This is a genomic window from Pseudomonas sp. V88_4, assembly GCF_029967985.1.
Lineage (GTDB): Bacteria > Pseudomonadota > Gammaproteobacteria > Pseudomonadales > Pseudomonadaceae > Aquipseudomonas > Aquipseudomonas glycinae.
Genome location: NZ_JASCAF010000013.1, coordinates 1 through 5075 on the forward strand (window position 1 = coordinate 1; position 5075 = coordinate 5075).

Genomic DNA, 5075 nt, shown 5'->3' on the forward strand with positions numbered 1-5075 from the left:
GCCCTCTCCCGGAGGGAGAGGGCTGGGGTGAGGGCGGGCAGGCGACTCGGTATCAGTTGATCGGCGCAAAACCCTCAATTTCGTCAGGCCAAGCCGTCAACACCTCAAACCCGTCCTCCGTCACCGCCACCATGTGCTCCCACTGCGCCGACAACGATTGATCCTTGGTCACCACCGTCCAGCCATCCGCCAGACTCTTCACATGGCGCTTGCCGGCATTGAGCATCGGCTCGATGGTGAAAATCATCCCCGCCTTCAGCTTCAAGCCCTGCTCCGGATAACCGTAATGCAGCACCTGCGGTTCATCGTGATAAACCTTGCCGATCCCGTGCCCGCAGTACTCGCGCACCACGCTGAACCCTTCTTTTTCCGCCAGCGTCTGGATCGCATGGCCAATGTCGCCCAGCGTAGCGCCCGGCCGCACGACGCGGATGCCGGCGCACATGGCGTCGTAAGTGGTCTTGATCAGATGTCGCGCCTCGGGCGTCGGTTCGCCGACCACGTACATGCGGCTGGTATCGCCGAACCAGCCATCCTTGATCACTGCGATGTCGAGATTGACGATGTCGCCATCCTTCAGAACGCGCTTCGACGGAATGCCATGACACACCACTTCGTTGACCGACGCACAGACGGTTTTCGGAAAGCCGTGATAACCGACGTTGGCCGGAATGGCTTTCTGCACATTGACGATGTAGTCGTTGCACAACTGGTCGAGCTGATCGGTCGTCACGCCAGCCTTGACGTGCGGCACCAGCATCGCCAGCACCTCGGCGGCCAGTCTGCCGGCCTCGCGGGATTGGGCGATTTCGGCCTGGGTGTTGATCTTGATCGGGTTTCTCATGCCTTGGCCGCCTCTTTGACCGAGGCGTTCTGCGCGGCATCGGCCAGTGCGCAGACCTGCTGCAGATCCAGACCGCCCGATTGTTCGGCGCGGATCAGCAACCGGCAGATGGCGTGGTGATCAAGGTCGGGATACAGCTCGGCGAGCATGCCGATGCGCATCCAGTGTTCGGCCTGCGCATTGATCGAGCGGCTGAGTGCGTTGCTGGAGATGCGCAGATTTTCGTGCATGTCCTCTGAAATCTTTACGATGCCCATGGCAATATCCGATACGAAGTGTATATGGATCGTATATTAATCGTGCATCACGCGAGATTGCAAACAATGCATACCCGGTAAATCGCGGCGAAAAAATCTGCCCGGTACCTGAGACGGGTATGACGTGACTTTGCGGCTGTGTGTTTCACATTCTGACGAGCAATCAATCATCATTTTTCGCTGCAAGATTTTTACTACTGGATCAAGCGCTTCGTAACGCCGAAGACGCCCTTTCAATACTCGATGACGCCTGCGTATAAACCCCTGGAAATCACTTCCTTCCCCTCTCCGATTTCGTTCTATCGTTAGATCGAAATGGCAGTATTTCCGGCCGTTTAAAGGTTGCGGCAGCTCAGGTCAGAGCCTATGTTGCACGCGAGCTTTTTCCCCGCGAATGGAACGCGATCAACACCACAAAGAGGTGAAGAGATGTCAAAGGATTCACGCCCTGCCGTACTTGGGCTGATCGGCAATACGCCGCTGGTACAAGTCACCCGCTTCGATACCGGTCCCTGCACCCTGTTTCTCAAACTCGAATCTCAGAACCCCGGCGGTTCGATCAAGGACCGCATCGGCCTGGCCATGATCGACGCCGCTGAGCGCGATGGTCGCCTGCAACCGGGCGGCACGATCGTCGAGGCCACCGCCGGCAACACCGGTCTGGGCCTGGCTCTGGTGGGCCGCGCCAAGGGCTACCGCGTCGTGCTGGTGGTGCCGGACAAAATGTCCACCGAAAAAGTCCTGCACCTCAAGGCCATGGGCGCCGAAGTGCACATCACCCGCTCCGATGTCGGCAAGGGCCATCCCGAGTATTACCAGGATGTCGCCGCGCGCCTGGCCAAGGACATTCCCGGCGCGTTCTTCGCCGACCAGTTCAACAACCCCGCCAACCCGCTGGCCCACGAGTGCAGCACCGGACCGGAAATCTGGGCCCAGACCGAGCATGACCTCGACGCGATCGTGGTCGGTGTCGGCTCGGCCGGCACGCTGACCGGCCTGACCCGCTTCTTCAAGCGCGTGCAACCGGATCTGGAAATGGTCCTGGCCGATCCGGTCGGTTCGGTGATGGCTGAATACAGCCGCAGCAAGCATCTCGGCACCGCAGGTTCGTGGGCGGTGGAAGGCATCGGTGAGGACTTCATTCCGTCGATCACCGACCTGTCGAGCGTGCGCAACGCCTACTCGATCAGCGACGAAGAAAGCTTCGATCACGCCCGTCAGCTGCTGAAAGCCGAAGGCATTCTCGGTGGTTCGTCCACCGGCACCCTGCTCGCTGCCGCGCTGCGCTACTGCCGCGAACAGACCGAGCCGAAACGCGTGGTCAGCTTCGTCTGCGACACCGGCACTCGCTACCTGTCGAAGGTCTACAACGACCAGTGGATGACCGATCAGGGCCTGTTGCAGCGCAAACGCTACGGCGACTTGCGCGACCTGATCGCCCGACGCTTCGAAGACGGCAAAGTCGTCAGCGTAGGCCCGGACGATACGCTGATGACCGCGTTCCAGCGCATGCGCCTGGCCGACGTTTCACAACTGCCGGTGCTGGTGGATGGCAAACAACTGGTCGGCGTGATCGACGAGTCGGACATCCTGGTGCGTGTGCACGAAGACGCCTCGCTCTTCAGCAAACCCGTCGCCAGCGCGATGACCGACAAACTGCAAACCCTCGCCCCCGGCGCGACGCTGGCTGAACTGGAAGCCGTGCTCAGCAGCGGCCTGGTGGCCATCATCGCCGACGCTTCAGGCTTCCACGGCCTGATCACCCGCGTCGACATGCTCAATCAATTACGGAGATCCCTGGCATGAGCCAGCACGACAAGAACGCCCGTCAACAAGGCTTCGCCACCCGCGTGATCCACGCCGGGCAAACGCCGGACCCGACCACCGGCGCGCTGATGCCGCCGATCTACGCCAACTCCACGTACCTGCAAGACAGCCCCGGCGTGCACAAGGGCTTCGACTACGGCCGCTCGCACAACCCGACACGTTTTGCCCTGGAGCGTTGCGTGGCGGATCTGGAGGGCGGCACCCAGGCGTTCGCCTTCGCATCCGGGCTGGCGACGATTTCCACCGTACTCGAACTGATCGATGCCGGCTCGCACATCGTGTCCGGCAATGACCTGTACGGCGGCACGTTCCGCCTGTTCGACAAGGTGCGCCAGCGCAGTGCCGGGCACCGTTTCAGCTACGTCGATCTGGCGGATCTGTCAGCGTTCGAAGCCTCGCTGCAGGACGACACGCGCATGGTCATGGTCGAGACCCCGACCAACCCGCTGCTGAGCCTGTCCGACCTCGCGGCCATTGCGCGCATCTGCAAGGCCCGCGGGATCATCTGCGTGGCCGACAACACCTTTGCCAGCCCATGGATTCAGCGTCCGCTGGAACTGGGCTTCGACATCGTGCTGCACTCGACCACCAAGTACCTGAACGGTCACTCCGACGTGATCGGCGGGATCGCGGTGGTTGGCGACAATCCTGCGCTGGCCGAGCGCCTGGGTTTCCTGCAGAACGCCGTTGGTGCCATCTCCGGCCCGTTCGACGCGTTCCTCACCCTGCGCGGCGTAAAGACGCTGGCGCTGCGCATGGAACGTCATTGCAGCAACGCACTGGAACTGGCGCACTGGCTGGAGCAGCAGCCGCAGGTCAAACGCGTCTACTACCCAGGCCTGGAATCCCATCCGCAACACGAACTGGCCAAGCGTCAGATGCGTGGTTTCGGCGGAATGATTTCCCTGGATCTGAACAGTGATCTGGCAGGCGCGCGGCGCTTCCTGGAAAACGTGCAGATCTTCGCCCTGGCCGAAAGCCTTGGCGGTGTGGAAAGCCTGATCGAGCACCCGGCGATCATGACTCACGCGACCATTCCGGCGGAAACCCGCGCCAAACTTGGCATCGGTGACAGCCTGGTGCGTCTGTCGGTAGGTGTTGAGGATATCGAAGACCTGCGTGCGGATCTGGCGCAAGCGCTGGCCAGCATCTAAAGCCTGAAAACGTCAAAGCCCGCACGATGCGGGCTTTGGTGTTCGAGTAGGCGGCCAGTGCTGGTCTCTGGCTTACAAGGTTTATCAGGCTTCTCACAGTACCGGACCCAATTGAAAGGAGTACGGTCTCGGCTGCTTCACACGGCATAAGGGCTGGATCTCAGCGCGGAGATCTTTCTAACCGTGTACCCTTCGGAACGCGCCCCACGTCCCCTTGCTATCCGCTTGCGCATCAGTCTGCGTCTTCGCCTACATTCTTGAGCCTAGCAAACACGCTGCATTGCGCTACGCGGTTTTTAGATTGATTTTTTTCTAGCGCCAGTCTGCAAGGAAGCTAACCGACTATCGCCTTCACGACCCTTCAGCCTGCCTCCCGCCAAGGGCGAACTATACTTTTCAGTTCGCTGTCCAGATTTCCTGTAAACCGTCGACACCCGTGCACCCTCCGGTGCCCCCGTGCCATTCACCAATCTGGTTGACCCCGGGCCGACGAGCCTTCCGTCACGCAACGCATGACGGGTAATGCTCGGTTGCTGTTTGGCTGATGGGGCGTGGAGAACATCATGAAGCACACGCTTTGGCCGGGCCTTGTCCTGGCAGTTGCGGCAACGGTGGCAATGCCCAGTGTCTGGGCTGCGAAGGCGCAGGCATTGGCGTCGGATGGGGCGGATCATGTGGGTGCGGGGGCTGTCGCCTCTGATGGTGCGGATCATGTCGGCGCTGGAGCTGTAGCCTCTGACGGTGCCGATCATGTCGGCGCCGGTGCTGTTGCCTCTGACCGCTCAGATCATGTCGGCGCTGGGGCCGTAGCTTCTGACGGATCGGATCATGTCGGTGCAGGTGCCGTTGCCTCTGACGGCGCCGATCATGTCGGCGCAGGTGCCGTTGCCTCTGACGGTGCCGATCATGTCGGCGCAGGCGCTGTTGCCTCTGACGGCGCCGATCATGTCGGCGCAGGCGCTGTTGCCTCTGACGGCGCCGATCATGTCGGCG

General features: G+C 61.2%; 4 protein-coding genes. 2 read left to right on the forward strand and 2 right to left on the reverse strand.

The features are described 5' to 3' along the window. Positions 1 to 52: 52 nt before the first annotated feature. Both map and QLG12_RS07120 read right to left on the reverse strand, forming a co-directional pair. Positions 53 to 844, reverse strand: coding sequence for a type I methionyl aminopeptidase (map, locus tag QLG12_RS07115; protein ID WP_282474219.1), 792 nt, complete (start codon positions 842 to 844; stop codon positions 53 to 55). Next, the gene (locus tag QLG12_RS07120) at positions 841 to 1101 is read right to left on the reverse strand and encodes a ParD-like family protein (protein ID WP_011334623.1); all 261 of its coding nucleotides are present in this window, start codon (positions 1099 to 1101) and stop codon (positions 841 to 843) included. Before QLG12_RS07120 ends, map begins: the two co-directional genes overlap by 4 nt. 429 nt (positions 1102 to 1530) lie before the next feature. Between QLG12_RS07120 and QLG12_RS07125 the strand changes: the two genes are divergently transcribed. After that, positions 1531 to 2907 (forward strand): cystathionine beta-synthase, encoded by a 1377-nt coding sequence (locus tag QLG12_RS07125; protein WP_064597269.1) that lies wholly within the window; start codon positions 1531 to 1533, stop codon positions 2905 to 2907. Continuing rightward, positions 2904 to 4082 carry a cystathionine gamma-synthase gene (locus QLG12_RS07130; RefSeq protein WP_197871882.1) on the forward strand — a complete coding sequence of 393 codons (1179 nt, stop codon included), beginning with the start codon at positions 2904 to 2906 and terminating at the stop codon, positions 4080 to 4082. The genes QLG12_RS07125 and QLG12_RS07130 overlap by 4 nt, the downstream gene beginning before the upstream one ends. Positions 4083 to 5075 lie beyond the last annotated feature (993 nt).

Coding starts and splice junctions, on each gene's coding strand:
- QLG12_RS07120 (WP_011334623.1), bottom strand. CDS start 1,101: ATGGGCATCGTAAAGATTTCAGAGGACATGCACGAAAATCTGCGCATC.
- map (WP_282474219.1), bottom strand. CDS start 844: ATGAGAAACCCGATCAAGATCAACACCCAGGCCGAAATCGCCCAATCC.
- QLG12_RS07130 (WP_197871882.1), top strand. CDS start 2,904: ATGAGCCAGCACGACAAGAACGCCCGTCAACAAGGCTTCGCCACCCGC.
- QLG12_RS07125 (WP_064597269.1), top strand. CDS start 1,531: ATGTCAAAGGATTCACGCCCTGCCGTACTTGGGCTGATCGGCAATACG.